The organism is Ideonella alba (assembly GCF_018069875.1).
GTDB classification, from domain to species: Bacteria; Pseudomonadota; Gammaproteobacteria; order Burkholderiales; family Burkholderiaceae_C; genus Ideonella; species Ideonella alba.
This window is the reverse complement of the sequence record NZ_JAGQDF010000005.1, coordinates 138,560-162,995: the sequence shown is the minus strand read 5'-3', so window position 1 is coordinate 162,995 and position 24,436 is coordinate 138,560. Positions and strand designations below refer to the sequence as shown.

The 24,436-nt window shown below is 70.9% G+C and carries 25 protein-coding genes; 14 read left to right on the top strand and 11 right to left on the bottom strand.

Translation table 11 applies throughout. The features are described from left to right. Positions 1–15: 15 nt before the first annotated feature. Positions 16–903 carry an MBL fold metallo-hydrolase gene (locus tag KAK07_RS10335; RefSeq protein ID WP_210860606.1) on the bottom strand — a complete coding sequence of 296 codons (888 nt, stop codon included), beginning with the start codon at positions 901–903 and terminating at the stop codon, positions 16–18. 230 nt (positions 904–1,133) lie between these two features. On the opposite strand from KAK07_RS10335, the gene KAK07_RS10330 reads away from it, so the two are divergent. The 10 genes from KAK07_RS10330 to KAK07_RS10285 are packed head-to-tail and all read left to right on the top strand — an operon-like array spanning position 1,134 to position 9,065. Continuing rightward, positions 1,134–1,916: an MBL fold metallo-hydrolase gene (locus KAK07_RS10330; RefSeq protein WP_210855639.1), complete on the top strand. Its 783-nt coding sequence runs from the start codon at positions 1,134–1,136 to the stop codon at positions 1,914–1,916. A 14-nt stretch (positions 1,917–1,930) separates the two neighbouring features. Further along, on the top strand, positions 1,931–2,644 hold the full coding sequence (gene pedB / locus KAK07_RS10325) for a lanthanide ABC transporter ATP-binding protein PedB/LutE (protein WP_210855637.1): 714 nt from the start codon (positions 1,931–1,933) through the stop codon (positions 2,642–2,644). Beyond that, on the top strand, positions 2,641–3,603 hold the full coding sequence (locus KAK07_RS10320) for a PQQ-dependent catabolism-associated beta-propeller protein (RefSeq protein ID WP_210855636.1): 963 nt from the start codon (positions 2,641–2,643) through the stop codon (positions 3,601–3,603). Before pedB ends, KAK07_RS10320 begins: the two co-directional genes overlap by 4 nt. Next, positions 3,600–4,751 (top strand): type 1 periplasmic-binding domain-containing protein, encoded by a 1,152-nt coding sequence (locus KAK07_RS10315; RefSeq protein WP_210860604.1) that lies wholly within the window; start codon positions 3,600–3,602, stop codon positions 4,749–4,751. The genes KAK07_RS10320 and KAK07_RS10315 overlap by 4 nt, the downstream gene beginning before the upstream one ends. Then, positions 4,748–5,575 (top strand): lanthanide ABC transporter permease protein PedC, encoded by an 828-nt coding sequence (gene pedC / locus KAK07_RS10310; protein ID WP_210855632.1) that lies wholly within the window; start codon positions 4,748–4,750, stop codon positions 5,573–5,575. The genes KAK07_RS10315 and pedC overlap by 4 nt, the downstream gene beginning before the upstream one ends. Then, on the top strand, positions 5,575–6,279 hold the full coding sequence (locus KAK07_RS10305) for a hypothetical protein (RefSeq protein WP_247664319.1): 705 nt from the start codon (positions 5,575–5,577) through the stop codon (positions 6,277–6,279). The genes pedC and KAK07_RS10305 overlap by 1 nt, the downstream gene beginning before the upstream one ends. 3 nt (positions 6,280–6,282) lie before the next feature. Next, the gene (locus tag KAK07_RS10300) at positions 6,283–6,888 is read left to right on the top strand and encodes a hypothetical protein (protein ID WP_210855630.1); all 606 of its coding nucleotides are present in this window, start codon (positions 6,283–6,285) and stop codon (positions 6,886–6,888) included. Between the two features lie 4 nt (positions 6,889–6,892). Next, on the top strand, positions 6,893–7,387 hold the full coding sequence (locus KAK07_RS10295; RefSeq protein ID WP_210855627.1) for a hypothetical protein: 495 nt from the start codon (positions 6,893–6,895) through the stop codon (positions 7,385–7,387). Next, positions 7,387–8,085 carry a hypothetical protein gene (locus tag KAK07_RS10290; protein WP_247664318.1) on the top strand — a complete coding sequence of 233 codons (699 nt, stop codon included), beginning with the start codon at positions 7,387–7,389 and terminating at the stop codon, positions 8,083–8,085. The genes KAK07_RS10295 and KAK07_RS10290 overlap by 1 nt, the downstream gene beginning before the upstream one ends. Beyond that, positions 8,076–9,065 (top strand): tripartite tricarboxylate transporter substrate binding protein, encoded by a 990-nt coding sequence (locus KAK07_RS10285; RefSeq protein ID WP_210855623.1) that lies wholly within the window; start codon positions 8,076–8,078, stop codon positions 9,063–9,065. The genes KAK07_RS10290 and KAK07_RS10285 overlap by 10 nt, the downstream gene beginning before the upstream one ends. A 15-nt stretch (positions 9,066–9,080) precedes the next feature. On the opposite strand, the gene KAK07_RS10280 is transcribed toward KAK07_RS10285, so the two are convergent. Beyond that, positions 9,081–9,734: a response regulator gene (locus KAK07_RS10280; RefSeq protein WP_210855621.1), complete on the bottom strand. Its 654-nt coding sequence runs from the start codon at positions 9,732–9,734 to the stop codon at positions 9,081–9,083. Further along, positions 9,727–11,139: a histidine kinase gene (locus tag KAK07_RS10275; protein ID WP_210860600.1), complete on the bottom strand. Its 1,413-nt coding sequence runs from the start codon at positions 11,137–11,139 to the stop codon at positions 9,727–9,729. The genes KAK07_RS10280 and KAK07_RS10275 overlap by 8 nt, the downstream gene beginning before the upstream one ends. A 112-nt stretch (positions 11,140–11,251) precedes the next feature. Between KAK07_RS10275 and KAK07_RS10270 the strand changes: the two genes are divergently transcribed. Next, positions 11,252–13,579 (top strand): TonB-dependent receptor, encoded by a 2,328-nt coding sequence (locus tag KAK07_RS10270; RefSeq protein WP_210860598.1) that lies wholly within the window; start codon positions 11,252–11,254, stop codon positions 13,577–13,579. A gap of 366 nt (positions 13,580–13,945) precedes the next feature. Here the strand turns inward: KAK07_RS10270 and KAK07_RS10265 are convergent, their stop codons facing one another. Both KAK07_RS10265 and moeA read right to left on the bottom strand, forming a co-directional pair. Further along, complete coding sequence (locus tag KAK07_RS10265; RefSeq protein WP_210860596.1) at positions 13,946–15,682, bottom strand: PQQ-dependent methanol/ethanol family dehydrogenase; 1,737 nt, start codon at positions 15,680–15,682, stop codon at positions 13,946–13,948. Positions 15,683–15,897: 215 nt separating this feature from the next. After that, the gene (moeA, locus tag KAK07_RS10260) at positions 15,898–17,181 is read right to left on the bottom strand and encodes a molybdopterin molybdotransferase MoeA (RefSeq protein ID WP_375141222.1); all 1,284 of its coding nucleotides are present in this window, start codon (positions 17,179–17,181) and stop codon (positions 15,898–15,900) included. 113 nt (positions 17,182–17,294) lie between these two features. On the opposite strand from moeA, the gene KAK07_RS10255 reads away from it, so the two are divergent. From KAK07_RS10255 to KAK07_RS10245, 3 genes are read left to right on the top strand one after another with little or no spacing between them, the layout of a single operon-like run. Next, positions 17,295–18,014: an ABC transporter permease gene (locus tag KAK07_RS10255; RefSeq protein WP_210855611.1), complete on the top strand. Its 720-nt coding sequence runs from the start codon at positions 17,295–17,297 to the stop codon at positions 18,012–18,014. Next, on the top strand, positions 18,011–18,733 hold the full coding sequence (locus tag KAK07_RS10250) for an ATP-binding cassette domain-containing protein (protein WP_210860594.1): 723 nt from the start codon (positions 18,011–18,013) through the stop codon (positions 18,731–18,733). Before KAK07_RS10255 ends, KAK07_RS10250 begins: the two co-directional genes overlap by 4 nt. Beyond that, on the top strand, positions 18,724–19,557 hold the full coding sequence (locus KAK07_RS10245) for an ABC transporter substrate-binding protein (protein WP_210860592.1): 834 nt from the start codon (positions 18,724–18,726) through the stop codon (positions 19,555–19,557). The genes KAK07_RS10250 and KAK07_RS10245 overlap by 10 nt, the downstream gene beginning before the upstream one ends. Here KAK07_RS10245 and KAK07_RS10240 read toward each other — a convergent pair. The 6 genes from KAK07_RS10240 to KAK07_RS10215 all read right to left on the bottom strand — a co-directional run bounded on the left by KAK07_RS10240 (position 19,509) and on the right by KAK07_RS10215 (position 24,416). Then, positions 19,509–19,970, bottom strand: a complete 462-nt coding sequence (locus tag KAK07_RS10240; protein WP_210855604.1) for a BLUF domain-containing protein — start codon at positions 19,968–19,970, stop codon at positions 19,509–19,511. The genes KAK07_RS10245 and KAK07_RS10240 overlap by 49 nt on opposite strands. 68 nt (positions 19,971–20,038) lie before the next feature. After that, positions 20,039–20,953, bottom strand: a complete 915-nt coding sequence (locus KAK07_RS10235; protein WP_210860590.1) for a DUF3667 domain-containing protein — start codon at positions 20,951–20,953, stop codon at positions 20,039–20,041. Positions 20,954–20,955: 2 nt separating this feature from the next. Next, on the bottom strand, positions 20,956–21,564 hold the full coding sequence (locus tag KAK07_RS10230) for a UPF0149 family protein (protein WP_210860588.1): 609 nt from the start codon (positions 21,562–21,564) through the stop codon (positions 20,956–20,958). A 3-nt stretch (positions 21,565–21,567) separates the two neighbouring features. Beyond that, the gene (gene serS, locus KAK07_RS10225) at positions 21,568–22,887 is read right to left on the bottom strand and encodes a serine--tRNA ligase (RefSeq protein ID WP_210855599.1); all 1,320 of its coding nucleotides are present in this window, start codon (positions 22,885–22,887) and stop codon (positions 21,568–21,570) included. Between the two features lie 60 nt (positions 22,888–22,947). Beyond that, positions 22,948–23,922: a 4-hydroxy-3-methylbut-2-enyl diphosphate reductase gene (gene ispH, locus KAK07_RS10220; RefSeq protein ID WP_210855597.1), complete on the bottom strand. Its 975-nt coding sequence runs from the start codon at positions 23,920–23,922 to the stop codon at positions 22,948–22,950. Continuing rightward, entirely contained in the window at positions 23,922–24,416 is a 495-nt protein-coding gene (locus tag KAK07_RS10215) for an FKBP-type peptidyl-prolyl cis-trans isomerase (RefSeq protein ID WP_210855596.1), read from the bottom strand. Before KAK07_RS10215 ends, ispH begins: the two co-directional genes overlap by 1 nt. Between the last annotated feature and the right edge of the window lie 20 nt (positions 24,417–24,436).

The following is a 24,436-nucleotide window of genomic DNA, read 5'->3' as shown; positions in this document are numbered from 1 at the left end:
CAGGCTTGGCAGCGCTCAGAACAGCGCGGCCTCGCGCTGCGACCAGGTGCGCTGCCAGTTCAGGGCCTGGCGCGGGTGGCGCCCAGACAGCGCGGCGGGGGGCGCGTCGGTGACCAGGTCGCCCCGCCGAAGCGCGGCGTCCACCGCATCCACCAGCTGATGCAGCTCATCGCGCTGGCGGCGCAGTTGCACCGGCGTCATCCACGGGCCCTGCTCAGGCAGCACGCGCGCCGAGGCCGACATCCGGGCCAGCAACTGGTCGATGGAGCGCGCCAGCTGCAGCGCCTCGCCATCGCGCAGGTCCGGCGGGCCGTCGCCCCAGGCCAGGCCGTGGGCGCTCCACAGGGCCCGGCCGTGCCAGCGCAGCGCCAGCACCGCGGTGTCATCGGACCGCTGCAGGCGCCACCAGTCGAACGGCCCGACGCGGCCCTGTGCGCCGTGCAACACGTGGGTGGGGCGCGGGATCGGGTCGTCCCCCAGGTCGGCTGCCGCCGCCCCCAGGCGCTGGGCCATGCGCTCGACGCAGCGCGGGCAGCGTTGGCGCATGGCCTCGGCGGTGTCGGCATGCACCCACAGGCGTGCCCCCTCGAAGGCCCGGGCCCCCAGCGTCAGCTCGGCATGCGGCCAGGGCAGGATCACGTCGGTGACCCGGCCGGCGCCGGCCTCGCGCAGCAGGCAGGCCACCTGCCGCGCCAGCACCGGGGTGCCGGCGCCGCCGACCAGCCACAGGGACCGGCCCTGGCGCAGGGCCCACAGGTTGGCGGTGGCGCCGCGGTTGATCGCGTCGCTGTCACCGCTGGCCGCTGGCAGCCACCAGGCGCCGGGCCCGATCGCCCGCAGCTGCCCCGCCGGACCGGCACAGGCGGCCTGGGCCGGCGGGGTCAGCAGCAGGCCGAGCCCCAACGCGGCCCCGTACAAACCCTGTGCCAAGGCCGGACAAAGCGCCCGCAGCGCGTGACAACCACGGCGCACCAGCCCCCGGGCAAGCCCGCGGAATCGGGCCGTCGGGGCGACAGACTGTCGCCCCGACAGCGGGCATGTGTCTTGCACCGGAGGGCTCCGATGACAGGGAGACATGTGCTTCATTCCATGGATCTTGCCGCAAGACCGCACGGGTGTCCCGGGAGGCCCCGATGAAGCTCGTCGTGCTGCGAGGCGGTGGCGCGGCCGATGCGCAGCGGGCCGGCCTGGAGCCCGCGCCCACCAGCCGGCATGGCGCGATCGCGCTGTCCGACCGCGGTGAGCAGTGGGCGCTGCTCAATGTGGCGCCCAATGTGGCCGACCAGCTGGTGGCCGACCCCACGCTGCGCCACCACGCCGGCCTGGCCGATGCCGAGGTGCGCACGGTCGTGCTGACCGACGCCCAGGTCGACCACGTCAGCGGCCTGCTGAGCCTGCGCGATGGCGCACCCATCGCGCTGTACGCCACGCCGGCGGTGTTCGAGGTGCTCAGCCAGGACATGCCGGTGCTGCAGGTGCTGCAGCGCTACTGCGGTGTGCACTGGCATGTGATCCCGGTGGCCGGCGAGACCCTGTCGGCCAGCTTCCGCGTCGAGGGCCTGCCCGACCTGGAGTTCACCGCGCTGGCCACCGATGCGCTGGCCCCGCGCGTGCTGGAGCCGCACGAGGCGCCGGTGGCCGTGGGCCACAGCATCGCGCTGGCGGTGCTGGACCACCGCACCGGCCAGCGACTGTTCTGTGCCGCAGGGGGCCAGGCGCTGGGTGAACCGCAGCTCGACTGGCTCAGCAGCGCCGACTGCGTGCTGCTCGATGACCGCACCACCTGGCCCGAGTCGGGACACCTTCCCGTGCCCGACTGGCGGGCGCAGCGCAAGGTGCTGTTGGCGCGCAGCGCCAGTGGGGTCGGTCGGGATGGTTTCGAGCCCGCCTATGACGGTATGGTGATCGAACTCTGACCTCACCCCGTTTCATGCTCGAGATCCAGTCCCTGACCAAGCGATACGGAGAACGCACCGCCCTGGCCGGCCTCAGCGTCGCCATCCCGGCCGGTCAATTCGTGGCGCTGCTCGGCCCCAATGGCGCCGGCAAGTCCACGCTGTTCCAGGTGCTCACCGGCCTGTTCGTCGCCGATGGTGGCGAGGTGCAGGTGGCCGGCCTGTCGCTGAGTCGCTCGGCCGTGAAGGCTCTGGCCCACATCGGCGTGGTGTTCCAGCAGATGTCGCTGGACCTGGACCTGTCGGTGCGGCGCAACCTGCAGTTCCACGCCGACCTGCACGGCCTGCCGGGCGCGCTGGCGCGCGAACGCATCGACGCCGGCTGCCAGGCGCTGGGCACCACGGCCGACCTGGACCGTCCGGTGCGCGAGCTCTCGGGCGGCAACCGGCGCAAGGTCGAGCTGGTGCGCGCGCTGCTGCACCACCCGAAGCTGCTGCTGATGGACGAGCCCACGGTGGGCCTGGACCCGAAGTCGCGGCGCGACCTGCTGGCCGCGGTGCGCGCCGACGTGGCCGCGCGTGGCACCTCGGTGCTGTGGGCCACGCACCTGGTGGAGGAAGCCGAGGCCGCCGACCGCGTGCTGGTGCTGCACAAGGGCCGGCTGCTGGCCGATGGGCCACCGGCCCAGGTCGCGGAACAACTGGGAGCCGCCCAGCTCGAAGAAGCTTTCATCAAGGCCACCACATGAAGCCCACCCTGATTCCCCTGCTCGGCCTGCTGCTGGCCGCCGCCGCCCAGGCCCAGGGCACCGCCTGGGTCAGCAGCGAGAAGGACCATGCGCTGACGCTGATCGACATGGCCACGATGGGCGTCACCGGCACCGTGCCCACTTGCAAACGCCCGCGCCACCTGCGCGTGCTGCCCGACGGCAAGCGGATGATGGTCGCCTGCGGCGATTCCTCGCAGGCCGACATCATCGACCTGGCCAGCCGCAAGTCGGTGGCCCGCATCCCGATGGGCGACGACCCCGAGGCCTTCGACCTCTCACCCGACGGCAAGCTGATGTACGTCAGCGCCGAGGAGGAAGGCGAGCTGCTGGTGCTGGACGCCGCCAGCGGCAAGCAGCTCAAGGCCGTCAAGGTGGGCGAGGAGCCCGAGGGCGTGCTGACTGCGCCCGATGGCAAGCACGTCTACGTCACCTCCGAGGTCGCCAGCCTGGTCCACGTGGTCGATCCGGCGGCCGGCAAGGTGGTCAAGAACATCGCCGTGGGCAAGCGCCCGCGCCGCATGGTGCTCACCCCGGACGGCAGCCAGCTGTGGGTCACCAACGAGCTGGGCGCCAGCGTCAGCATCGTCAGCACCAGGGACCTCAGCGTGGTGGCCACGCTGAAGTTCGAGGTCAAGGGCCTGCGCGCCAGCGACATCACCCCGGTGGGCATCGTGATGAGCAAGGACGGGCGGCGGGCCTTCGTGGCGCTCGGCCAGGCCAACCGCGTGGCCTTTGTCGACGTGGCCAGCCGCCAGGTGACCGACACCGTGCTGGTGGGCAAGCGGGCCTGGAATGTCTCGCTGGACAAGGCCGGCCAGAAGCTGTGGGTGGTCAACGGCCTGTCGGACGACGTCACCGTGGTCGACATCGCCAGCGCCAAAGCCCTCAAGAGCATCCCGGTCGGACGCGTGCCCTACGCCGCGCTGCTCGCCGAATGAAGCCGCTGGCCTGCCTGCTTGCGCTGGCCGCCGCCAGCGCCTCGGCTGCGCCGCTGCGCGTGACACTGCTGCTGCCCGACGACGACCCGCGGCTGGAGCGCAACCGCGTCGAGCGCGCCTACTTCGGCCACCCCACGGGGCCGGCCCAGGACGGCCTGCAGATGGCGCTGAAGGACAGCCAGCTCGAGCTCGACGCGGCCGGCCACGGCCTGGCGCTGGACGTGGTGTCGGTGGCCTCGCCCGACGCCGCCAAGGCCGCCGCCCAGAAGGCCGAGAAGGCCGGCGCACTGGCCCTGGTGACCGACCTGCCTGCCGCCTGGACGCTGGCTGCGGCCGATGGCGCCAAGCTGCCGGTGCTCAATGTGGGCAACCCGGAAGACCGCCTGCGCGAGGCCGACTGCCGGCCGCGCCTGTACCACCTGATCCCCTCCGAGCGCATGCGCGCCGATGCCATCGGCCAGACCCTGGCCAGCCAGCGCTGGCAGCAGGTGCTGCTGCTGACCGGCCCCTCGGCCGACGACCAGCGCCGCGCCGCCGTGGTGCAGGCGGCGATCAAGCGCTATGGCCTGAAGCTGGCCGGCAGCAAGCCGTTCAAGCTGTCGGCCGACCCGCGCGAGCGCGACCTGGCCAACCCGCGCCTGCTGACCACCGGCAGCTACGACGCGGTCTGGGTGGTCGACAGCGACGGCGAGTTCGCCCGCAGCCTGCCCTACCGCACCGTGCTGCCGCGTCCGGTGGTGGGCGACGCCGGCCTCACCGCGCTGGGCTGGCACGCCCAGTTCGACCGCTTCGGCGCGCCGCAGGTCTCGCGCCGCTTTGCGCGCAACGCCAGCGGGCGGGCCATGCAGCAGGCCGACTGGGCCGCCTGGATGGCCGGCAAGGCGCTGGCCGCTGCGGTGCTGGCCGTGCCCAAGGGCAAGCCCGCCGAGATGCAGGCGGCGCTGGCCCAGGTCGAGCTGGACGGCTCCAAGGGCGTGTCGATGAGCTTCCGCGCCTGGGACGGCCAGCTGCGCCAGCGCCTGCTGATGACCGACGGCCAGGGCGTGGTGTCGCTGGCGCCGGTGGACGGCGTGCTGCATCCGAAGAACGTGCTCGACACCCTGGGCGCGGACCAGGGCGAGAAGCTGTGCAAGGCGAGGGGCGGATGAACCTGCGACATGCGCTGCAGGCCCTGTGGGCCATCGTCCGCCGCGAGGTGCTGAAGTTCCTGCGCCAGTACGGCCGCCTGGCCTCGGCCCTGGTGCGGCCGCTGCTGTGGCTGGCGGTGTTCGCCGCGGGCTTTCGCAATGTGTTTGGCATCGCCGTCAACGAACCCTACGACACCTACATCCCCTACGACGTCTACATCGCGCCCGGCCTGGTGGGCATGGTGCTGCTGTTCAACGGCATGCAGTCCAGCCTGGCCATGGTCTACGACCGCGAGATGGGCCTGATGCGCCTGCTGCTGACCGCGCCGCTGCCGAGGTGGTGGATCCTGCTGGCCAAGCTGTGCGCCACGGCCGCGCTGTCGCTGCTGCAGGCGCTGGCTTTCGTGCTGGTGGCCTGGGCGCTGGGCACCGAGCTGCCGCTGCTCGGTCCGCAGACACCGATGGTGCTGGCCGCTGCGGTGGGCGCGGCGCTGATGCTGGGCGCGCTGGGCCTGCTGCTGAGCGTGCACATCAAGCAGCTCGAGAACTTCGCCGGCACGATGAACTTCGTCATCTTCCCGATGTACTTCATGTCCACCGCGCTCTACCCGCTGTGGAAGCTCGAGGAATCGGGCGCCGAGTGGGTGTGGTGGATCGCCCGCTTCAACCCCTTCACGCATGCGGTCGAATGGCTGCGCTTTGCACTGTACGGCAAGGACCCCGGCATCGCCCCGCTGGTGGTGCTGGGCACGCTGGCGCTGTGCTTTGCGCTGGCGGCCTGGGGCTACGACCCGCAGCGCGGCTTCGGTGCACTCACCAAACGGGGTCCCGGAGGACCAGCCTGATGATGAAACTGCTGGGTGCGCTGCGCCGCCCCGCCAGCGCAGCGCCGGTCGCTGCGCAGCGCGAGAGCGAGCCGCTGCTCTTCGAATGGCTGGCGCTGGGCGGACTGATGCTGTTCGGCACCTGGCTGCTGGGCGTGCGCGGCGTCTGGGCGCTGCTGCTGACCTCCGATCCCACCGGCCTGACGCTGGTGATCATCGTCGTCTTTGCCACGTCCACGCTGTGGGCCGGCGCCCGCAGCCGTGAACTCGAGCGCCAGCGCCGCCATCTGGAGGCCGCCCGTGCCGGCACGCCGCTGACGCAACTGCAGGGCTGGGCCGGCGAGTACCTGCGCGCCCTGGACAGTACGCCCCGCGACAGCGCGGCGCCGCTGGACCTGCTGCTGGAAGACAGCCACGGCCCGCACCAGACCGCCTGGTGGGTCAACGGCATCCAGCTCAAGCTGGGCCTGCTGGGCAAGGTGATCGGTTTCTCGGTGCTGGCACTGCACATCGGCCAGCTGCAGAGCTTTGACGCCTCGCAATCGCAGGACCTGCTCAAGAGCCTGACCGCCGGTCTGGGCATCGCGCTGCTGACCACGATGGTGGGCCTGGTAGGCAACATCCTGCTGGGCCTGCAGCTCACCCGGCTGGACCGCTTTGCCGACACCCTGGTGGCCGACTGCCAGCGCGAAGGGCTGCGCCGCTTCGCCACCGCACGGAGCTGAGCCATGCCCAGCCGCCGCCACGCCCGCGAGCCCGAGGTCGATCCGTTCTACGACATGTTGTTCAATATGTTGATCGCCTTCGTGTTCTGCTTCATCGTGGCGCTGCTGGCGATGAACCCCAAGGCGCTCAAGGCCGGGGACATCCCGGCCAAGGCCGAGTACATCATCAACGTGTCCTGGCCGGACATGAACCCCAACGACATCGACACCTGGGTCCAGGACCCGGGTGGCAACCTGGTGTGGTTCCGCGCCCGCGAGGCCGGCATGATGCACCTGGACCGCGATGACCGCGGGCTGGCCAACGACACCATCGTCATCAACGGCAAGCAGATCAGCAACCCGCTGAACCAGGAAGTCGTCACGCTGCGCGGCATCGCCGCCGGCGAGTACACGGTCAACGTGCACTACTACGACTCCAAGGACGGGCAGCCGGTCGAGGTGACGGTCTCGGTCATCAAGGTCAACCCGCGCGCCGAGGTCGTCTACTACGGTCAGGTCAGCGTCGCCCGCAAGGGCGACGAAGCCACGGCCGTGCGCTTCACGCTGCTGCCCGACGGCAGCGTCACCAACATCAACACCCTGCCCAAGACCCTGGTCGAGAGGATCTGAACCGATGACGCTCGCCGTCGTGCTCTCCTTCAGCGTGCTGCTGCTGCTGTGCGCCCTGGCCCTGCTGCAGTCGCGCTGGCCGGCCTGGCTGAAGGCCCTGCTGGTCACCGGCGTGGCGGTCTTCTACTTCTACGCCGACGAGGCCGTGCACCAGCTCAGCGGCTGGCCCACCCCGGATGCCCTGCCCGAGCGCTTCGCGCTGCTGGCCGCGGTGATCGAGGAGCCCAGCAACAAGAGCGCCGGGGCGCTGTACGTGTGGGTCAACGCGATCGAGAACGGCAAGCCCAGCGCCCAGCCGCGGGCCTACAAGCTGCCCTACACCAAGGACCTGCACAGCCTGCTCAACGAGGGCATGAAGAAGGCCCGCCAGGGCGTCAGCCAGATGGGCACGGCCACGCCCAAGGCCGGCAAGCGCGGCCTGGCCTGGCTGCGGCCCGGCAGCGACGAGCAGGAAGTCAAGATCCGCGACATGCCCGTGCCCCAGCTGCCCGAGAAATGATGCTGCGCCTGGTTCCGCCCCTGATGGCCTGTGCACTGCTGGCGGGCTGCTCCAAGCCGCCTGGCACCGAGCTGTTCCCGCTCGACGACGGCCACCGCTGGACCTACCAGGTCCGCAGCGAGTACGAGAACAACACCACCGAGACCGAGACCCGTGTGATGCGCAGCCTGGGCCGCGACAGCCTGGCCGACGGCAGCGCCTGGCACCGCCGCAGCGATGACGGTATCGACTACTGGCTGCGCAGCGACGACACCGGCATCTTCCGCGTGGCCACCAAGTCCGATCTGGACGACGAGCCGAAGAAGGACGCCCTGCCCCGCTACGTGCTCAAGGCGCCGCTGGCCGTGGGCACCGGCTGGCAGGCCACCACCACCGCCTACCTGCTGCGGCGGCGCCAGGAGTTCCCGCCCGAGATCCGCCACAGCCACCCCAGCATCCCGATGAACTACACGATCGAGGCGCTGGGCGAGGCGGTCAAGACCGCGGCTGGCGACTTCAGCGGCTGCCTGCGCGTGCGCGGCATCGCCACGCTGCGCCTGTTCGCCGACCCGGTGGTGGGCTGGAAGGACATGCCGCTGACCACGCGCGAGTGGTACTGCCCCGGAGTCGGCCTGGTCAAGCTGGTGCGCGAAGAGCCCGCCAACTCGACCTTCCTGACCGGTGGCACCCTGACGATGGAACTGACCGAATGGCAATGAACCCCGATCGCCGTGCCGCGCTGCAGGCCCTGGCCGCGCTGGGCCTGGGGGCCGCGTGGCCCGCCGCGCAGGCCCAGGCGCCCGACGGCTTTCCCAGCCGCCCCGTGACGCTGTGGGTGCCCTGGCCGGCCGGCGGCGCCACCGACCTGACGATGCGCCTGCTGGCCGAGCTGACCAGCCGCCACCTGGGCCAGAAGGTGATCACCGAGAACCGCTCGGGCGCTGGCGGAACGCTGGCCATGCCGGTGCTGCAGCAGGCCGCGCCCGATGGCTATACCGTGGCCCAGATGCCGCAGCCGGTGTTCCGCATGCCCTGGACGCAGAAGGTGCAGTGGGACCCGATCCGCGACACCACGCCCATCATCCAGCTCACCGGCGTGACCTTCGGCATCGTGGTCGCGGCGGGCAGCCCTTTCAAGACCCTGGACGACCTGTTCGCCGCTGCCAAGGCCAAGCCCGGCGAACTGACCATCTCGACCAATGGCGTCGGCACCACACCGCACGTGGTGATGGACGAACTGATGGCGCGCAAGGGCCTGAGCTACAACCACGTGCCCTACAAGGGCACGGCCGAGCAAATGCTGGCGGTGGCCTCGGGTCAGGTGCAGGTGGGCATCAACAGCAATGGCTTTGCGCCGTTTGTGGAGAGCGGCAAGCTGCGCCTGCTGGTGACCTTCGGCGAACACCGCCACAAGCGCTGGAACACCGTGCCCACGCTCAAGGAGCTGGGACACGGCATCGTCGCCAGCTCGCCCTATGGCCTGGCCGGCCCGCGCGGCATGAGCCCGGCCGTGGTCAAGGTGCTGCACGACGCCTTCAAGGCCGCGCTGTTCGACCCCGCGCACCTGGCCGAGCTGGCCAAGTACGACCAGGAGCCGATGTACCTGGGCCCCGAGGAGTACGGTGCCGCCATGCGCGAGGCCTTTGCTGCCGAGAAGCGCACCGTCGAGCGCCTGGGGCTGGCGGCCAACAAGGGCTGAGCCCGCCTCAGGGCATCAGGGCATCAGGCCGTGCTGCTGTGCATAGCGCAACAGCTCCACCGCATTGGCCACGCCCAGCTTCTGCCGCAACTGGGTCTGCAGGTTCGACACCGTTTTCGGGCTGATGTGCAGCTGCTCGGCGATCTGCTCCAGCGCCTGGCCCTGCAGCAGGCCACGCAGCACCTCGAATTCGCGCGGGCTCAGCGACAGGTGCGGCAGCGGACCGGCCGGCGCCTGGGCATGCGCGGCAATGTCGGACGACAGCACCGCCTGGCCACGCGCCACATGGCGCACCGCGGCCACCAGGTCCTCGGGTGGGCTGCTCTTGGTGATGTAGCCCAGCGCGCCAGCGCGCAGCGCCTGCTGCACCCGTGCCGGGTCCTCGTGCATCGAGAACACCAGCACCCGCAGCGCCGGCCAGTGCGCCTGGATGCGGCGCAGCAGGTCCAGCGCGCTGCGTCCGGGCATGCTCAGGTCCAGCACCAGCACATCGGCGGCCAGGCTGCCGCGCTGCAGGGCGTCGAACACCGCGTCGGCGTCGGCGAATTCGCCGCAGACCACCAGATCGGACTCCAGCGACAGCAGCCGGCGGTAGCCCTCGCGCACCACCGCGTGGTCGTCGGCCAGGGCCACGCGGATCGGCACCAGTGGGGCGGACAACTCAACCATGGACAGTCTCCGGCAGGTCGACCTCGATGTGGGCGGCCAGCAGCGTGCCCGGGCGGGCGGGGTGCACCGTCAGCTCGGCGCCCAGCGACCACAGGCGCTGCTTGATGCCGGCCAGTCCGCTGCCCTGCTGCAGCGCGGCCGCCGGGTCGGCAATGCCCCGGCCGTCGTCCTGCACCGACCAGTCCAGGCCCAGGCCGCGGCCCTCGGCCCGCAGCCGCGCCTGGATGGTCAGCCGGGCCGTGCTGGCCTGCGCATGGCGGGCCACGTTGCTCAGGGCCTCCTGGCTGATGCGGTAGAGCACCATTGCCGTCTCGGCCGACAGGGGCCGCTGCGCGGCGAGCGCCCAGTCCAGGGGCTGGCCCTGGGCGTCCTGCAGTTGCAGGTCCAGCACCAGGCGGGTGGCATCGGCCGCGCCGCGCGGCCAGGCGCGCTGCAGCGCGTCGAGCATGTGACCCACGCTGAGCAGGGTCGGCGCCTCGTCGGTGCCGGGTGGCCGCAAGCGCGCCAGCACACCGCGCACGTCCTGCTGGATGGCTTCGCACTGCTGCGCCATCTCGCGCGCCACGCCGGCCAGTTCGTCCTGGCCGGCCAGACGGCGCTGCAGCCAGGCCGCGTTGGCCCGCAGCGCGGTCAGGTGCTGGCCGAATTCGTCGTGCAGCTCCTGGGCCAGGCGCTGGCGCTCCTCCTCCTGCAGCACCTGCAGCTGGCGCGCCAGCTGGCGGCGCTGGGCCTGCGCGGTGGCCAGCTCGCCATCCAGGTGGCGCAAGGCACCGGCGATGGTCTCCAGCTCGGCCACCGGCATCGCGGGCAGGCGCCGCACGCCGGGGTGCCGGCCCTCGCCGTCACCCATCTCGCCGATCGCCGCCACCAGGCGCGCCAGCGGGGCCAGCGCGCGACCCGTGTTCCAGCCGATCGCCACCAGCATGCCCAGCACCACCAGCGCCAGCAGCAGCGTGTCCACGCCCAGGCCGATCAAGGCCTCCGCGCGCTCGCTCTGCGGCCGCGCGGTCAGCGCCACCTGCCAGGCCTCGCCCTGAGGCCGCGGCTGCATCCAGGCCACGGTGAACGACGGTGTGTCGCCGAACACGGACTCGACCGCCGCCAGGACAGCCTGTACCGGCGCCGGCAACTGGCCCTCGGGCTCGGCCACCAGCAGCGTGCCGCCGCTGGCGTCGGTGACGCGCAGCTGCAGGTGCCGGGTCGGGCCGTCGCCGGGGCCGGGCGCCAGCAGGCGGCGGGCACGGTCGGGGTCGGGCATGGCGCTGGCGCTGGCCAGACGCTCGAACAGGCTGGCCAGGGCGCGCGCGCCATCCAGTTCCTCGTCGACGTCGGCGGCCATGCGCGCCAGCCCGATCACCGCCCACAGCAGCACCCCGGCCACAGCCACCCAGGCGGCACGGCGCATCACCAGGCGCGGCAGGGTGAGCGGCGGTTCGGGAAGTCTTCCCGCGGGTTCAGGAACCTGGCTTGCTTCCATGACGATGTATTCCCAACAATGATTCGAGGAGACAAGTTCCATGCCCGCTCCCCACCGGGTTCACCCTGAAACCCGCTGCGCATTGTCCGTGCGCCTGGCACTGTGCAGTGCCGCCCTGCTGGGCATGAGTGGTCCGCTGGCAGCGCAGACAGCGCCGCAGCAGGTCGAGGTGGTTGGCACCTCGCCGCTGCCCGGCCAGGGCGTGGACCGCAATGCCCTGCCCTACGGCACCCAGGTCGTGCGCCGCGCCGCGCTGGACGAGGCGCAGGCCGACAACACCACCGACTTCCTGGGCCGGCGCGTACCCGGCGCCCAGGTCAATGACATCCAGGGCAGCCCCTTCCAGGGCGACCTGACCTTTCGCGGCTACCGGGCCTCGGGCATCCTGGGCGCGGCGCAAGGTGTGTCGGTCTATGTCGATGGTGTGCGCTTCAACGAGCCCTTCGGTGACGTCGTCAACTGGGACATGGTGCCCGAGTTCGCGCTGCACAGCCTGTCTCTGGTGCCCGGTGCCAACCCGGCCTTTGGCCTGAACACGCTGGGTGGCGCACTGTCGCTGACCACCGCCACCGGCTTGACGGCGCCAGGCCTTCGTGGCGAGGCCTCGCTGGGCAGTTTTGGCCGCAAGAAGTTCGAGCTCTCGCACGGCGGCAGCCACGACGAGGGCTGGCACCACTACGCGGGCGTGGGCCTGTTCGATGAGACCGGCTGGCGCGATCACTCCGCCGGCCGGCTGGCCAATGGGCTGTTCAAGATCGGCCGTCAGGTGGGCGATGACGACATTGTCGTCAGCCTGCAGGCCGGCCGCAGCCGCCTGGTCGGCAACGGCCTGGTGCCGCTGGTGACGCTGGACGAGAACGGCGAGCGCACGCCCGACCTGGGCGCGCTGGACCGCGCCGCCGTCTTCACCCACCCCGACCTGACCCGCAACCAGCTGCTTCAGCTCAGCGCCCAGTGGCGCCGTCAGCTGGATGGGCGCACCACGCTGGAGTCACTGGTCTACGTGCGCGACTCGCGCCGCACCACGATCAATGGCGACGGCGCGGACGACGAGGCCGAGGCCGCCGCCCAGCGCCAGCCCCTGGCCGACGAGGACGAGCCCAACGCCACCTTCAACCGCACCGCCACGCAGCAGAAGTCGGCCGGCGTGGCGCTGGCGCTGTCGGGCCGCCATGGCGCGCACCAGTGGCAGCTGGGTGCGGCGCTGGACCGCGCCACGGTGCACTACGAGCAAACCGAACAGGCCGGCATGTTTGACGCGACGCGCGGCGTGCAGCCGATCGCCGGCGAAGACCCCGAGCTGAGCGCCACGGTCAGCGGCACGTCCACCAGTGCTGGCGTCTATGCCAGCGACACCTGGCAGGTCGCGCCCGAGACCCACCTCACCGGCGCCGTGCGCATCAACTGGGCCCAGGTGGGCAACACCCTGTCCTCGATCAACGATGACACCGGCCTGTTCGAGGCCCATCCCCACGAGCGCTTCCGCTACACCAGCGTCAACCCGGCCCTGGGCGTGGCGCACAGGCTGAGCCCGGCGCTGACGCTGTTCGCCAACGTGGCCCGCAACAACCGGGTGCCCACGGTGATCGAGCTGGGCTGCGCCGACCCCGAGGAGCCCTGCCGCCTGCCCGCCGGCCTGCAATCCGATCCCTACCTGAAGCAGGTGATCGCCACCAGTGTCGAGGGCGGCGCCCGCTTCGCGCTGCCCGGCGGCGTCAAGGGCAGCATCACCGCCTACCGCACCGACAACCGCAACGACATCCTGTTCCGCAGCACCAGCATCACCGGCCAGTTGGGCTACTTCGCCAACTTCCCGCGCACCCGCCACCAAGGCCTGGACCTCGACGCGCAATGGACGCTGGGCGAGTGGGAGCTGGGCGCCGGCTACAGCCACCTCGAGGCCACCTACCAGGCCAGCGGCGTGCTGCGCATGGGCGAGCGCAACGTCACGATCACCCCCGGCACACGTATCGCCGGCCTGCCGCGCCACCAGTTCAAGCTCAGCGCCGACTGGCGCGTGGGCGGCGGCTGGAGCCTGGGCGCCGACCTGCAGGCCTTGTCGGGCCGCGGCGTGTCGGGCAATGAGGACGGTCTGCTGGAGGACGGCGCGGGCCAACGCGTCGATCTGTCGCTGCCAGGCTATGCGCTGGTCAACCTGCGCGCCACCTGGAAGCCTGCGCAGGTCAAGGGGCTGGAACTGTTCGGTCGGATCACCAACGCCTTCAACCGGCGCTACGCCAGCTTTGGCGCGCTGGCCGCCACGCAGTTCGATGCGCAGGGCCAGTTCACCGGCGACGACACCGCGGCGCTGTTCGTGGCGCCCGGTGCGCCACGCGCCATCCAGGTGGGTCTGCGCTGGCAGTACTGAGGCGGAACAAGGGCCCTGGACGCCGTGCGTTCAGGGACCGAGGCTGCTGACTTGCCCGGGACTCAGCGGACCAGCTTGAGCAGCGCGCGGCCAGCCGGGCTTTTTGGGCGCCTCGAGGTCCACCGTGCCGTCGTTGTCGGGGTCCTGGGCCTTGAGCCAAACGCAGGGAGCAGCGGATCCGCCTGCGGGTCTTGTCTTGGGCTCATGATCCGGCAACAGCCGATCGTGCCGCGAGACCATCCAGCTGTGCAACAAGCGCCATGCGCTGTGTTCAGGATGCATCTGCGGCACATCAGGCCGCCGCCGACCACCCACGAAAAAGGGCCCCTTGCGGGGCCCTGGGTGCGTTGGCGGGTCAGCCAGCGGTCACTTGGTCATCTTGAAGACCCAGACCGAGCCGCCCTGCTCCAGGAAGCTGACCTTCTTGGCCACGTCGCCGCCCCACAGCGGGACAGCGCCGCCCCAGCCGGAGACCACGGCCACGTACTGCTCGCCCTTGTCTTCCCAGGTGACCGGGGGCGCGACCACGCCGGAGCCGGTCTGGAACTTCCAGACGATCTTGCCGGTCTTGGCATCAGCCGCCTGCAGGTAGCCTTCCGGCGTGCCCCAGAACACCAGGTTGCCGCCGGTGGTCAGCACACCACCCCACAGCGGGGCGTTGTTCGGCGCTTCCCAGACGATCTTGCCGGACTTGGGATCGATCGCGCGCAGCGCGCCGATCGGGCCGTCGTTCAGCGTCTTGATGGTGAAGCCGGCGCCCAGGTAGGCCGCGCCCTTCTTGTAGGTGATCGGCTCGTTCCAGATCTCCATGCCCCACTCGTTGGCGGGCACGTAGAACAGGCCGGTCTGCGGGCTGTAGGCCATCGGCATCTGGTTCTTGCCGCCCAGGAAGGACGGGGCGGCGAAGACGCTCTGGCCCTTCTTGCCGTCGGCGCCGGCGGTGGGGTCGCCCGGGCGGTTCTCAGGCACGAAGTTCGGGCGGCCGGTCTTCAGGTCGATGCCAGTGGCCCAGGTGACCTTCTTGACGAAGGGGAAGGCGTTGACCAGCTTGCCGGTCTTGGCGTCGTTGACGTAGAAGAAACCGTTGCGGTCGGCCTTGCCGCCCAGCACCTGGTTGCCGTCGTCGTAGGTGACGAACTCGTTGACGCCGTCGAAGTCCCAGCCGTCGTTGGGCGTGTTCTGGTAGTGCCAGACGATCTGGCCGGTCTTCACGTCGATGGCGACGGTCGAGCAGCTGAAGAGGTTGTCACCCTTGCGCAGGTGGCTGTTCCACGGCGCCGGGTTGCCGGTGCCGAAGTAGGCCAGACCGGTCTTGGCGTTGTAGGTGCCGCCCAGCCAGGTGGCCGCGCCGCCGGTCTTCCACAGGTCACCCGGCCAGCTCTTGCCCTGGGTGCCGGAGATGCCGTTCTCGGTCTTGTTGCCGTTGGCGTCGAACTTGTAGCCCATGTGGCCTTCGACGGTCGGGCGCACCCAGACCAGCGCGCCGGTCTTGGGGTTGCGCGCCTCGACGCGGCCCACCACGCCGAATTCGCCGCCGGACACGCCGGTCAGCAGCAGGCCGCCAGCGATGATCGGCGCGGCCGAGGCGGAGTAGCCGTCGGCGTAGTTGTCGATCTTCTCCTTCCAGACGACGTCACCGGTGTCCTGGTTCAGGGCCACCAACTGGGCGTCCAGCGTGGCGAAGATGACCAGGTTGTCATACAGCGCGGCGCCGCGGTTGATCACGTCGCAGCAGGGCATGATGCCTTCGGGCAGGCGGTGCTCGTACTTCCACAGCTTCTGGCCGGTGGCGGCGTCCAGCGCGTAGATGCGCGAGTACGAGGCCGTGACGAACATCTTGCCGTTCTGGATGACCGGCTGCGACTCCTGGCCGCGCTGCTTCTCGCCACCGAACGAGAAGGACCAGGCCGGCACCAGCTTGCCGATGTTGCCGGTGTTGATCTTGGCCAGCGGCGAGAAGCGCTGGCCCTGGGTACCGATGCCCCACGACAGCACGTCGCCGGGGGACTTGGCGTCGTTCTCGATCATCTGGTCGGTGACGACGGCCTGGGCCATCTGGGCCGTGCCGAGCGTGATCAGCAGGGCAAGCAGTTTCATGCGCATGGGTTGTCTCCTGTAGCGGGGGCTTCGCGTTGTCACGCCCTGGCACTTCCGGGGCGTTCCGGGAGTTCTTCCCGGCAAGTGGCGTGCCAGTCGCTGCAGGGCCGAAAACTCAGGGTTGGACCGGACGCGCGGCGCTCAAATCCCCGGGAAAACACGGGGCAATTGCTCCAGCCTCGCACACCGGTGCGGGCCCGTGCTAGCGCGTGTGACGCCGCTCAGCGCAGGCCGTCGAACAGCCAGACCTCGACCTCGTCGCCCGCCGCCACGCTGCCCTGGTCGTGGCGCAGGCAGACCAGCGCATTGGCCTCGGCCATGCTGCGCAGGATGCCGGCGCCCTGGGCGCCGGTCAGGCGGACCTGCCAGCCACCGCCCTCGGCGGGCTCGACGATGCCGCGCTGGAACTCGCTGCGCCCGGGGCGCTTGCGGATCGCCGCCACGCTGCGCGCGCGCAGCGCCGGCAGCGCTCGTGCAGTGGCGCCCGCCAGCACCAGCAGTGCCTCGCGGGCGAAGACGTAGTAGGTGACCAGCGCCGCCACCGGATTGCCCGGCAGCGCGAACAGCCAGGCACGCCGCCCGCCGGGCCCGTCGAGCGGGCCGAAGGCGAAGGGCCGGCCGGGGCGCATCGCCACCTTCCAGAAATCGACCTGGCCGCGCGCCGCCAGCAGGTCGCGGGTGTAGTCGGCGTCGCCCATGCTGACGCCGCCGCTGGTCAGCACCACGTCGGCCTCGGCGATCGCGCGGTCCAGCGTGGCGTTCAGCGCGGCCGGGTCGTCGGGCACCAGGCCCAGGTCCAGCACCTCCACGCCCAGGCGCTGCAGCGCGGCCATCAGGCTGTAGCGGTTGCTGTCGTAGATGCAGCCCGGATCCAGCGGCTGGCCCAGCGTGCGCAACTCGTTGCCGGTGGAGAACAGGGCCACGCGCAGGCGGCGACGCAGCGGAACGGTCTCGATGCCCAGCGAGGCCACCAGGCCCAGTTCGGCCGGGCCCAGCACCGTGCCGGCGGCCAGCGCCGGCTTGCCCTGGGCCAGGTCCTCGCCCTGCGGACGCCGGTTCTCGCCCGGACGCAGCACGCCGGGGGCGATGTGCACGCCGTCCGCATCGACGCGGCACAGCTCGATCGGCACCACGGTGTCCAGGCCTTCGGGCATCACCGCGCCGGTCATGATGCGCACCGCGTGGCCGGGCGGCACCGCCGGTGAGGTCGGCGCGCCGGCAAACACGGTCTCGGCCAAGGCCGTCAGCCGGGTCTCGCCGCTGGCGGCCAGGTCGGCACCGCGGAAGGCGTAGCCGTCCATCGCCGAGTTGTCATGCGCCGGCACGTCGATCGGCGAGACCACCGGCTCGGCCAGCACCCGGCCCAGCGCCTGGGTCAGCGGCACCGTCTGCTGGTCGGTGATCGGCCGCAGCGTGGCCAGCACGCGGCGGCGCGCCTCGTCAACCGGCAGTTCATGGCCAGCGGCCAGGGGGGAAGGTCCGAGTTCGGGCATGGGGACGGGCACGGCAGCGGTGGGAAGGGTGGCGATTGTCGGCGCCAGGCGACGTTCGCCATGATATGCAATGCCATGCATATCGCCTTGCGCCAGGGCGCCCGCCAGAATCGCGCCGCCCCCGCATGAACACCCTGTCCGAGAGCCTGCAGCGCGCACTGCAACTGATCCTGGCCGCCGACCCCGAGCTCTGGCGGATCGTCGCCTTGTCGCTGCGCGTCAGCGCCACCGCCTGCCTGCTCGGCGCGCTGATCGGGCTGACGCTGGGCGCCTGGCTGGCCGTGGCCCGCTTCCCCGGCCAGGGCACGCTGGTCTGGGCACTGAACACGCTGCTGGCCCTGCCCTCGGTGGTGGTGGGTCTGCTGGTCTACCTGCTGCTGTCGCGCTCCGGGCCGCTGGGCGACTGGGGCCTGCTGTTCACGCCCACGGCCATGGTGATCGCGCAGAGCATCCTGGTGGTGCCCCTGATCGCCGCGCTGACCCGCCGCGTGGTGCTGGGCGCGCTGGCCGAGGGGGGTGACCAGCTGCGCTCGCTGGGTGCCGGGCCGATGCTGTCAGCCGGCCTGATGCTGATGCACGAGCGCCTGGCGGTGCTGACCATCCTGCTCACCGCCTTCGGCCGGGCGATCGCCGAGGTGGGGGCGGTGATGATCGTCGGCGGCAACATCAATGGCGTGACGCGGGTGATGACCACCTCGATCGCGCTGGAGACCAGCAAGGGCGACCTGCCGCTGGCGCTGGCGCTGGGCCTGCTGCTGCTGGCGGTGGTGGGCCTGCTCAACGGCCTGGCGGCGCTGCTGCCGGGCAGCGAATCCTCGGTCACCGAGGCCCGGGCGCTGGCATGAGGTCCGACGCCGCCACCCTGCTGGCCGAACCGCTGCTGAGCCTGGCAGGTGCCAGCGTGCACTTCGGCAGCGTCTGCGCGCTGCAGCCGCTGCACCTGACGCTGTCGCGCGGCGAACGCCTGGCGCTGATCGGCCCCAACGGCTCGGGCAAGACCACGCTGCTGCGCCTGCTCCACGGTCTGCAGGCGCACCAGGGCCAGCGCACGCTGCACCGGCCGCTGGTGGCGGCCATGCTGTTCCAGCACCCCTTCCTGCTGCGCCTGTCGGCCTGGCACAACCTGACGTTGGCGCTGTGGCTGCGCGGCGTGCCGGGCGAGCAGCGCGCCGAGCGCGCCCGGCTGGCGCTGGAGCGCGTGGGCCTGGCAGAGATGGCCCGGCGCCCGGCGCGGGCGCTGTCGGGCGGCCAGCAGCAGCGCCTGGCCCTGGCCCGCGCCTGGGCGCTGCAGCCCGACATCCTGTTCCTGGATGAGCCCACGGCGAGCCTGGACCCCAGCGCCAAGCGCGAGGTCGAGACGCTGATCGATGAATTCGCCCGCGACGGCATGACCCTGGTGCTGACCAGCCACAACCTCGGTCAGGTCAAGCGCCTGAGCACGCGGGTTGTCTGCCTGGACCACGGCCGCGTGCTGGCCGACCTGCCCACCGACGAGCTCTTCCATCGCACCGACCTCGACCCCGAGGTCAGCCTGTTCCTCAAAGGAGAACTCCCATGGACCTGAGTCCCTTCACCCGCCGCCAGCTGGGCCTGGCGCTGGCCGCCGCCGTCGCCAGCCTCAGCCTGCCCAGCTGGGCGGACGACAAGTTCATCGTGATGGCCAGCACCACCTCCACCGAGCAGTCGGGCCTGTTCGGCCACCTGCTGCCGGCCTTCAAGCAGGCCACCGGCATCGAGGTGCGCGTGGTGGCTGTGGGCACTGGCCAGGCGCTGGACATGGGCCGCCGCGGCGATGCCGATGTGCTCTTCGTGCACGACACCGCCGCCGAGGAGAAGTTCGTCGCCGACGGCTTCTCCACCCAGCGCCGCAACGTCATGTACAACGACTTCGTGCTGGTCGGCCCGGCGGCGGATCCGGCCAAGGTCAAGGGCGGCGACATCGGGGCCGCCTTCGGCAAGCTGGCCGCGGCGGGCGCCAGCTTCATCTCGCGCGGCGACAAGAGCGGCACCCACGCCGCCGAGCTGCGCCTGTGGAAGGGCGCCGGGGTCGACCTGGCCGCGGCCAAGCCGGCCGGCTACAAGGAATGCGGCTGCGGCATGGGCCCGGCGCTGAACATGGGGGCCTCCACCGGCGCCTACGTGCTGACCGACCGCGGCACCTGGCTGAACTTCAAGAACCGCCAGGACCTCAGCGTGCTGGTCGAGGGCGACAAGAAGCTGTTCAACCAGTACGGCGTGATGGTGGTGAACCCGGCCAGGTTTGCGCACGTGAAGAGCGCGCTGGCCCAGCAGTTCGCCGACTGGGTGGTGTCACCGGCCGGCCAGGCCAGCATCAGCGCCTACAAGATCAACGGCGAGCCGCTGTTCTTCCCCAACGCCTCGCGCTGATCACCGCTCGCGAACTGGCGCAGCAGCGCCAGCGCCGGCGACAGCGGTTGCCGGCGCTCGGCCACGGCCTGGGCGATGCGCCATTGCTCATTGGCCAGGCGCTGCAGCAGCGAGGCCGGCGCCTCCAGGCACCCCATCTGCCAGTCGGCGAACAGGCGAGTATCGATCGGCTCGCGCCACAGCACGTGCAGCTCGCGGTGGCGGGGTGAGGCCGACACCCGGTCCCAGACGCGCTGGACGCCGTCGGGCGGGCCTTCCAGGTACTGCAGGAAGCGTTCGCTGTCGTACAGCAGCACGCCACTGACGCCCTGGCTGGCGTTGAACATCCGGGCCTGGAGCAACAGGTTGCCCAGGTCGGTCGCGCTCATCGGGCGGGTCGGCACACTGCTGTAGGCCAGGGCGAGCCAGTTCACGGATCGGGACTCCAGGGGATTCATCCTTCACCGTTATCGGCTGAAACGCCGGGCGGTTGAGGGCCGGCTCAGTGACCCGACCCCATCGCCAGCCAAGCCATGCCCACCGCGGCGGCCACCAGCAGCGTGCAGTAGACCAGGCTGGTCACCACCATGCCGGCCAGGCGGCCCGCTCCGGGTGACCCGTGCACGCGCCGCATCGCCAGCACCGCATACACCGGCAGGCCCAGCAGCGGCAGCATGTCCACCGGGCCCGGCAGGGCCATGGCTGCCAGCAGCAGCAGGTACCAGGCGCTGTGCAGGTGCAAAGAGAACACGAAGTGCTCGCCATAGCTGCGCCGCCGGTCCAGGTAGAGCAGCTTCAGCAGGGCGGCGAACACCGGCTGCATCAGGAACATGGCGTAGGGTGCCCAGGCCAGCACCCGGGCACTGTTGGCCAGGTTGCCTCCACTGGCCGCACCGGAGGCGGCACTGGCGATGCCCTGGGCCACCGCCTGCAGGCGCTGGGCGTCGCGGCACTGCGCCTCGGTGGGACGGCTGGCCGCCGAGGCCACGGCCGACGCCGGCGCAGGCCCCTGGCAGGCCGCCAGCAGCTCATCGGCCTCGGTCTGCAACTCATCGACCGCCACCGCGGCGGACTCGGCCCCGGAGCGCTGCACCTCGATCTCGGGCGGGGTGGCATTGAGCTTGAGCGCCAGGAAGAACACGAAGCTGCAGCTCAGGTACAGGCGCAGCGGCAGCAGGTACAGACGGCGTCGACCGGCCAGGTACTCCAGCGTCAGCCGGCCCGGCACCGCCAGACCACGCAGCGTGCGCCACAGCGCGCCTTCCAGCGCCACGTAGTGGGTGATGAACTCGTGCACGAACTCCCACAGCGTGGGCGCGTGCAGGTGGGTCTCCTGGCCGCAGTTCGGGCAGTGGCGCGCCTGCGGCCACACCGACAGATCCTGGCCACAGTTGGGGCAGGCGGCCGGATGGTCCATGCTCAGGCGCGCTCGGCCAGCGCCAGCGCCGCTTCGGCCGCGGCGCGGCTCAGCGACTCGCGCACCGCGGGATCGTCGAGGTCCTCGTTGTCCGCCTCGCCGTCACCGCCCAGCAGCGCGATCGGCACCAGCAAAGGCCCGAGCTGCGGGTCGTCGAACAGCGGCGCCCAGGCCGCCGGGTCCAGGTCGGTGGCCTGCAGGAAGCCGGTGCACCAGTCGCCGGCATCGGCCCACTCGTGGCCTTCGTGCTCGGCCAGGCTGAACACCGGCTCCCACAGCGTAGGGTGTTCGCGCAGCGTGCTGAGGATGGCCTGCAGATGCCGCAGCACCAGCACCACCGTGCGCTTGCGCTGCTGGTTGCTGGTGAACGGGGCGCCGTCGTCACCATCGCCCCCCCAGACGGCGGGCAGCCAGTCGGCGGTGGGCAGGGTGTCGAGCACGCTGGCCGGGCCCACCGCCAGCGCGGTGAGGTAGCCGTCCAGACCGTCCAGGCTCATCACGCCGTCGCGGCCGGACTGGGCCAGTTGCAGCAGCCACTGGTCGAGCTGTTCCAGCTCGGCCTCGGTCAGCGGGGTGTTGGGTGAAGCCCGGTTGAATTGCGGGTATTGCATCGTTCAGGCCCCGATGAACTCGTCGCCGCCCAGGTAGGGGCGCAGCGCGGCCGGCACGCGGATGCGGCCGTCGGCCTGCTGGTGGTTCTCCAGCACCGCCACCAGCGCGCGGCCCACCGCCAGGCCCGAACCATTGAGGGTGTGGACCAGCTCGGTCTTGCCCTGGGCGTTCTTGAAGCGCGCCTGCATGCGGCGGGCCTGGAAGGCCCCCATGTTGCTGCACGAGCTGATCTCGCGGTAGGTGTTCTGCGCCGGCAGCCAGACCTCCAGGTCGAAGGTCTTCACGGCGCCGAAGCCCATGTCACCGGTGCACAGCAGCACCACGCGGTAGGGCAGCTCCAGCCCCTGCAGGATGGCCTCGGCGTGGCCGACCATCTGGTCGAGCGCGGCGAAGCTCTGGTCAGGGGTGGTGATCTGCACCATCTCGACCTTGTCGAACTGGTGCTGGCGGATCATGCCGCGGGTGTCGCGTCCGGCGCTGCCCGCTTCCGAGCGGAAGCAGGGCGTGTGGCCGGTCAGCTTGATCGGCAACTGGTCAGCGCTGAGGATGCTGTCGGCCACGGTGTTGGTCAGCGTGACCTCCGAGGTGGGGATCAGGTACCACTTGTTGCCGGCCTCGTCGCCGTCGCCCGAGGTGACATGGAACAGGTCCTGCTCGAACTTGGGCAGCTGGCCGGTGCCGCGCATGGCGGCGGCGTTGACCATGTAGGGCGTGTAGCACTCGGTGTAGCCGTGGCGCTGGGTGTGGGTGTCCAGCATGAACTGGGCGAGCGCGCGGTGCAGACGCGCCACCGGGCCGCGCATCAGCGAGAAGCGCGCGCCGGCCAGCTTGACGCCGGCCTCGAAGTCCAGGCCCAGCGGCGCGCCCAGGTCCACGTGGTCCTTGACCGGGAAGGCATAGGTGCCGGGTGTGCCCCAGCGGCGCACCTCCTGGTTGGCCGTCTCGTCCGGGCCCACCGGCACGCTGTCGTCGGGCAGGTTGGGGACACCCAGCAGCAGGCCTTGCAGCTCGGCCTGCAGCGCGTCCAGGCGCGTGGCGCCGGCCGTCATCTCGTCGGCGATGCCGGCCACCTGGGCCATCAGCGCCTCGACCTGGGCGGCCGTGTCTTCGCCCTTGGCGGCCTTGCCCTTGAGCTGGCCGATCTGCTTGCTCAGCGCATTGCGCTGCGCCTGCAGCTCCTCGGTGCGGGTCTGCAGCGTCTTGCGCTCGGCTTCCAGTGCGCCAAAGCGCGGCACGTCCAGGAAGGGTTGCGGGGTCTTGCGGGTCTCAAGCTTGGCCACGACCGCGTTCAGGTCACGGCGCAGCTGGGTGATGTCGAGCATGGAAGTCTCTCTTCGCGAATTCGAATCGGGGCCGGCGCAGCGCGTCGGCGGGCGGCAGGATCAGGCCTCGGAGCGCCCGGATCGCTCGGCCGCGAAGGCCGCCATCGACTTGTCGCCCAGGCCCTTGGGCAGCGGAAACTGGATCGTCTCCTCAACGCCCGTCATCTTGCGCACACCGGTGGCGCCCAGCGCCTTCAGGCGGGCGATCACCTGCTGCACCAGCACGTCGGGCGCGCTGGCGCCAGCCGTCAGGCCCACGCGCGGGCGGCCGTCCAGCCAGGCCGGCTGCAGGTCGTCGGCGGCGTCGACCATGTAGGCCGGCGTGCCCAGGCGCTCGGCCAGTTCGCGCAGGCGGTTGCTGTTCGAGCTGGTGGGGCTGCCCACCACGATCACCACATCCACCGCCGGGGCCAGCACCTTGATCGCGTCCTGGCGGTTCTGGGTGGCGTAGCAGATGTCCTGCTTCTTGGGTTCGCGCACGTTCGGGAAGCGCGCCTTCACCGCGGCGTGGATGGCCGCGGCATCGTCCACGCTCAGCGTGGTCTGGGTGACCACCGCCAGGCGGTCGGGGTTCTTCACCGGCACGGTGGCCACATCGGCCTCGTCCTCGACCAGGTAGATGCCCTCATGCAGCTGGCCCATCGTGCCTTCCACCTCGGGGTGGCCCTTGTGGCCGACCATGATGAACTCGTAGCCCTCCTTCGAGAGCTTGGCCACTTCCACGTGGACCTTGGTGACCAGCGGGCAGGTGGCGTCGAAGATGCGAAAGCCCCGGGCCTCGGCCTCGGCCTGCACCGCCTTGCTGACGCCATGCGCCGAGAAGATCAGCGTGGCACCGGCCGGCACCTCCGAGAGCTCCTCGATGAAGATCGCGCCCTTGGCCTTCAGGTCGTTGACCACGTAGGTGTTGTGGACGATCTCGTGGCGCACATAGATCGGCGCGCCGTACAGCGTGAGCGCGCGCTCGACGATCTCGATCGCCCGGTCCACCCCGGCACAGAAGCCACGCGGTTCAGCCAGCAGGATCTCGCCCATCACAGCACCCCGATCACCTGGACCTCGAAGGTCACGGCCTGGCCGGCCAGCGGGTGGTTGAAATCGAACTCGACCCAGCCCTCGCCCACGGCCCGCACCACACCGGCGAAGCGGCCGGTGTTGTCGGGGGTGGGGAACTCGACCACATCACCCACGTGGTACTCGGCCTCGGGGTCGCCCATCTCGTTCAGGACCTGGCGCTTCAGACGCTGCACCATATCGGGGTTGCGCGGGCCGAAGGCCTCGCCCGCCGCCAGCGTGAAGGCCTGGCGTGCGCCCTCCTGCAGCCCGATCAGGCGCGCCTCAAAGGCCGGCGACAGCTGGCCGGCGCCCAGCGTCAGCGTGGCCGGCTTGTCGTGGAACGTGGTGACCACGTCGGCGCCGTCGGGGCCCGCAAGGCGGTAGTGCAGGGTCAGGAAGGACCCTTGCTGGATGGTGTTCACGGTGGGAAAACTGGTAGTCTGGGCGCTGATTTTACGGGTCGCCCCACGCATGGGCGCCTGAATCTCAGGGA

Coding starts and splice junctions, on each gene's coding strand:
- KAK07_RS10330 (WP_210855639.1), top strand. CDS start 1,134: ATGAAGCTCGTCGTGCTGCGAGGCGGTGGCGCGGCCGATGCGCAGCGG.
- pedB (WP_210855637.1), top strand. CDS start 1,931: ATGCTCGAGATCCAGTCCCTGACCAAGCGATACGGAGAACGCACCGCC.
- KAK07_RS10320 (WP_210855636.1), top strand. CDS start 2,641: ATGAAGCCCACCCTGATTCCCCTGCTCGGCCTGCTGCTGGCCGCCGCC.
- KAK07_RS10315 (WP_210860604.1), top strand. CDS start 3,600: ATGAAGCCGCTGGCCTGCCTGCTTGCGCTGGCCGCCGCCAGCGCCTCG.
- pedC (WP_210855632.1), top strand. CDS start 4,748: ATGAACCTGCGACATGCGCTGCAGGCCCTGTGGGCCATCGTCCGCCGC.
- KAK07_RS10305 (WP_247664319.1), top strand. CDS start 5,575: ATGATGAAACTGCTGGGTGCGCTGCGCCGCCCCGCCAGCGCAGCGCCG.
- KAK07_RS10300 (WP_210855630.1), top strand. CDS start 6,283: ATGCCCAGCCGCCGCCACGCCCGCGAGCCCGAGGTCGATCCGTTCTAC.
- KAK07_RS10295 (WP_210855627.1), top strand. CDS start 6,893: ATGACGCTCGCCGTCGTGCTCTCCTTCAGCGTGCTGCTGCTGCTGTGC.
- KAK07_RS10290 (WP_247664318.1), top strand. CDS start 7,387: ATGCTGCGCCTGGTTCCGCCCCTGATGGCCTGTGCACTGCTGGCGGGC.
- KAK07_RS10285 (WP_210855623.1), top strand. CDS start 8,076: ATGGCAATGAACCCCGATCGCCGTGCCGCGCTGCAGGCCCTGGCCGCG.
- KAK07_RS10280 (WP_210855621.1), bottom strand. CDS start 9,734: ATGGTTGAGTTGTCCGCCCCACTGGTGCCGATCCGCGTGGCCCTGGCC.
- KAK07_RS10275 (WP_210860600.1), bottom strand. CDS start 11,139: ATGCGCCGTGCCGCCTGGGTGGCTGTGGCCGGGGTGCTGCTGTGGGCG.
- KAK07_RS10270 (WP_210860598.1), top strand. CDS start 11,252: ATGCCCGCTCCCCACCGGGTTCACCCTGAAACCCGCTGCGCATTGTCC.
- KAK07_RS10265 (WP_210860596.1), bottom strand. CDS start 15,682: ATGCGCATGAAACTGCTTGCCCTGCTGATCACGCTCGGCACGGCCCAG.
- KAK07_RS10255 (WP_210855611.1), top strand. CDS start 17,295: ATGAACACCCTGTCCGAGAGCCTGCAGCGCGCACTGCAACTGATCCTG.
- KAK07_RS10250 (WP_210860594.1), top strand. CDS start 18,011: ATGAGGTCCGACGCCGCCACCCTGCTGGCCGAACCGCTGCTGAGCCTG.
- KAK07_RS10245 (WP_210860592.1), top strand. CDS start 18,724: ATGGACCTGAGTCCCTTCACCCGCCGCCAGCTGGGCCTGGCGCTGGCC.
- KAK07_RS10235 (WP_210860590.1), bottom strand. CDS start 20,953: ATGGACCATCCGGCCGCCTGCCCCAACTGTGGCCAGGATCTGTCGGTG.
- KAK07_RS10230 (WP_210860588.1), bottom strand. CDS start 21,564: ATGCAATACCCGCAATTCAACCGGGCTTCACCCAACACCCCGCTGACC.
- serS (WP_210855599.1), bottom strand. CDS start 22,887: ATGCTCGACATCACCCAGCTGCGCCGTGACCTGAACGCGGTCGTGGCC.
- ispH (WP_210855597.1), bottom strand. CDS start 23,922: ATGGGCGAGATCCTGCTGGCTGAACCGCGTGGCTTCTGTGCCGGGGTG.
- KAK07_RS10215 (WP_210855596.1), bottom strand. CDS start 24,416: ATGCGTGGGGCGACCCGTAAAATCAGCGCCCAGACTACCAGTTTTCCC.